Source organism: Kitasatospora sp. MBT63 (assembly GCF_000710465.2).
GTDB lineage: Bacteria > Actinomycetota > Actinomycetes > Streptomycetales > Streptomycetaceae > Kitasatospora.
The window spans coordinates 2,130-6,001 of record NZ_JAIZ01000175.1 but is presented as its reverse complement, the minus strand read 5'-3'; the positions used below and the strand labels follow the sequence as shown (position 1 = coordinate 6,001).

The following is a 3,872-nucleotide window of genomic DNA, read 5'->3' as shown; positions in this document are numbered from 1 at the left end:
GGGTGGCCGAGCGGCAGGCGGCCCCGCGCCGGGCGGCGGCGGCCCTGCTCAACCTCGGGGACCTGCAGGCGGCCGAGGGCCACTGGGCCAGGGCCGAGGAGCACTACCGGGCGGCCCTCGAGCACGCCCGCACCGCCGGTGACGAGAGCGCCTGCGCCCGCGCCCTGGAGGGCACCGGCGGCTGCCACCGGGCGCTCGGCGACCCGGTCAGGGCCGCCGACTGGTACGGCCGGGCGCTGGCGTTGCGGCAGGGTCTCGGCGACCAGCGGGCCGAGGCCCGGCTGCTGGTGCGCACCGCCGAGGCGCACGCCGCGCAGCGGCGCTTCGACGAGGCGGTGCGCGAGTACCGGGCGGCGGCAGCGGTGCTGCGCAGGCTCGGCGAGGACACGGCCGCGGCGGCCCTGGCGCAGGCCGTGGAGCGGCTGCGGCGGCTGGTCGACGGTGAGGGGTATCTGCTGGTTTCGGAGTAGTGTCGATTAAGGGCGTTTCACCCCACATTGACACCTAGATCGTGATGCAAGCCTACGAAACTGCCAACGTGTCCGGCAGATTTATTCAGTTTGGAAGGCTGACGGATCCACTGGGCTTCATTACACTCGACTCCAGTCGCGCAGCGATCCGTGCCCCGGCCTGTCCCGGAGGCTTCCCCGTGCGCGTCACCCGCCGGTCTTCCCCGGCCGGGACCCCCAGGTAAGAGGGACGTGTTTAGCCGTGAAGGTCGGCATCCCCCGCGAGGTCAAGAACCACGAGTACCGCGTGGCCATCACGCCTGCCGGCGTGCATGAGCTGGTCCGCAACGGCCACGAGGTCTACATCGAGGACAACGCCGGCATCGGCTCCTCGATCCCGAACGAGGAGTACGTGGCGGCCGGTGCCGCCATCCTCCCCACCGCCGACGAGGTGTGGGCCACCGCCGACCTGCTGCTGAAGGTCAAGGAGCCCATCGCGCAGGAGTACCACCGCCTGCGCAAGGGTCAGACCCTCTTCACGTACCTCCACCTGGCGGCCGACCGGGCCGGGACCGACGCGCTGATCGCCTCCGGCACCACCGCCATCGCGTACGAGACCGTGCAGCTCGCCAACGGCGCCCTGCCGCTGCTCGCCCCGATGTCCGAGGTCGCGGGCCGGCTGGCCCCGCAGGTCGGTTCGTACCACCTGATGCGCCCGGCCGGCGGCCGCGGCACCCTGCCCGGCGGTGTGCCCGGCACCCACCCGGCGAAGGCCGTCGTCATCGGCGGTGGCGTCTCCGGCTGGCACGCGGCCACCATCGCCATCGGCATGGGCTACGAGGTGACCCTGCTCGACCGCGACATCAACAAGCTGCGCGAGGCCGACAAGATCTTCGGCACGAAGATCAAGGCCATCATGTCCAACAGCTTCGAGCTGGAGAAGGCCGTCCTGGAGGCGGACCTGGTGATCGGCGCCGTGCTGATCCCGGGCGCCAAGGCCCCCAAGCTGGTCACCAACGAGCTGGTCTCCCGGATGAAGCCGGGCTCCGTGCTGGTCGACATCGCGATCGACCAGGGCGGCTGCTTCGAGGACTCCCGCGCCACCACGCACGCCGAGCCGACCTTCGAGGTCCACAACTCGGTCTTCTACTGCGTGGCCAACATGCCGGGCGCCGTCCCGAACACCTCCACCTACGCGCTGACCAACGCGACGCTGCCGTACGTCGTCGAGCTGGCCAACCGCGGGTGGAAGGAGGCGCTGCGCCGGGACGCCTCGCTCGCCAAGGGCCTGAACGTGCACGAGGGCCAGATCACCTACGGTGCGGTCGCCGAGGCCTTCGGCCTGGAGTCCGTCTCCCTGGACAGCGTCCTCGCCTGACGCCGCCCCCGTCCGTACGCCCCCGGCCCGCTTCCCTCGGGCCGGGGGCGTTCGGCATGCCCACGGCCGGGGTGGCCGGGTGGTGACCCCGGGATGTCAATTTATGTGCATCATGTCACCCGCCCTGTGGACCGGGTGTTCTGACCGGCCCTCGGGAAGTGCCCGGGGTCCGCAGAAACGTTAGGGTCACAAGCCCTGCCATCCCTTGACAGATACCTGGTCGGCCGCCGACACATCCGGCCCACTACCGTGGATTGTGTTGCTGCGAACGCCCGAAACGGCCTAGAGTCGCAAACCGTCGGCTAGCTGCCACGCTGACGAATCGACTTAGAGTCCTGGAAACCCAAGGAGGTAAGACGACTTGTGAATGAGTCGACATTTGCTCCCGGGGGTGGTCAGCCAGGACTGGCGGAGCACGCAGCCGGACAGTCGAACGAGGAGCTCACCGCCCGGCAGGCCGCGGTGGGCACGGTGGAGGTCGGCTCGGTGGCGGTCCGCACCTTCGAGGCGCGTCAGCACACCGCCCCCTCCGCCACCCCCGCCGACCTGGACGCCGAGTTCGCCGCCTACGGGCTGGCCTACAACGAGCTCGGCTACGGCCCGTACGACGACCCGGACGCCGAGTACGAGCCGGACCCCGAGTACGCCGCCACCCTGGCCCCCGACGCCGCCCGCCAGCGCCGCGAGCGGGTCGGCCCGACCGGCCGCCCGCTGCCGTACTTCCCGATCCCGGCGCCGCTGGCCGAGCACGGCCCCGCGCAGATCATCGCGATGTGCAACCAGAAGGGCGGGGTCGGCAAGACCACCTCGACCATCAACCTGGGCGCCGCCCTCGCCGAGTACGGCCGCCGGGTCCTGCTGGTCGACTTCGACCCGCAGGGCGCGCTCTCGGTGGGCCTGGGCGTCAACCCGATGGAACTCGACGTCACGGTCTACAACCTGCTCATGGAGCGGGGTCTGACGGCCGATGAGGTGCTGCTGAAGACCGCCGTCCCCGGCATGGACCTGCTGCCCTCCAACATCGACCTGTCGGCCGCCGAGGTGCAGCTGGTCAGCGAGGTGGCCCGGGAGTCCGCGCTGGCGCGGGCGCTCAAGCCGCTGCTGCCGGACTACGACTACGTCATCATCGACTGCCAGCCCTCGCTGGGCCTGCTGACGGTCAATGCCCTGACGGCCGCTCACAGCGTCATCGTGCCGCTGGAGTGCGAGTTCTTCGCGCTGCGCGGGGTCGCGCTGCTCACCGAGACCATCGAGAAGGTCTGCGAGCGGCTCAACCCGGAGCTGCGCCTGGACGGCATCCTGGCCACCATGTACGACTCCCGCACCGTGCACAGCCGCGAGGTGCTGGCGCGCGTGGTCGAGGCCTTCGGGGAGCACGTCTTCCACACCGTCATCGGCCGGACCGTGCGGTTCCCGGAGACCACCGTGGCCGGCGAGCCGATCACCACGTACGCCACCAACTCGGTCGGTGCCGCCGCCTACCGTCAGCTCGCCAGGGAGGTGCTCGACCGGTGCCGCCCCGTCGAGTGAGTCTCCCGGGGGCCGACGAGCTGTTCCGGGCCACCGGGGGGATGGCCCTGTCGCCCTCCCTCAGGTCGGCCGAGGCGTCGGCGGCCCGAGCGGAGACCGCCCGAGCGGCCGAGGCGGCCAGGAAGGCCGATCAGGCCTCCGGGGCACCCGAGGTACCGGCGGCCCGTCCCGAGCCGCACAGCGGCCCCGCGGACGCCTCCTCGGCGGCCGTACGGCACGCCGGCGGCGAGGAGCAGGCGGCCGAGGCCGCCCGGCGGCCCCGCCAGCGCGGCCGCGGCGCCCGCCGGCCGACCGGCCGGGAGCGGCACGACGAGAAGATCACCGTGTACGTCTCCGCCGAGGAACTGATGGACCTCGAGCACGCCCGCCTGGTGCTGCGCGGCGAGCACGGCCTCGCGGTCGACCGCGGCCGGGTGGTCCGCGAGGCCATCTCGGTGGTGCTGGCCGACCTGGAGCAGCGCGGCGAGGCGAGCATCCTGGTCCGGCGGCTGCGCGGGCGCTGACGCCCGCCGTCC

Annotated in this window: 4 protein-coding genes; all 4 read left to right on the top strand. The window is 72.0% G+C overall.

The window, feature by feature from the left end; all coding sequences use genetic code 11:
* The coding region (locus AA75_RS12245; RefSeq protein ID WP_149038091.1) for a tetratricopeptide repeat protein at positions 1-470 on the top strand (470 nt) is incomplete at its 5' end.
* Positions 471-711: 241 nt separating this feature from the next.
* Positions 712-1,827: an alanine dehydrogenase gene (gene ald / locus AA75_RS12240; protein WP_033819958.1), complete on the top strand. Its 1,116-nt coding sequence runs from the start codon at positions 712-714 to the stop codon at positions 1,825-1,827.
* A 462-nt stretch (positions 1,828-2,289) separates the two neighbouring features.
* A complete protein-coding gene (locus AA75_RS12235; protein WP_033819957.1) occupies positions 2,290-3,357 on the top strand; it encodes a ParA family protein in 1,068 nt (355 codons plus the stop codon).
* Positions 3,354-3,860 carry a hypothetical protein gene (locus AA75_RS12230; RefSeq protein ID WP_033819956.1) on the top strand — a complete coding sequence of 169 codons (507 nt, stop codon included), beginning with the start codon at positions 3,354-3,356 and terminating at the stop codon, positions 3,858-3,860. The genes AA75_RS12235 and AA75_RS12230 overlap by 4 nt, the downstream gene beginning before the upstream one ends.
* Positions 3,861-3,872: the final 12 nt, after the last annotated feature.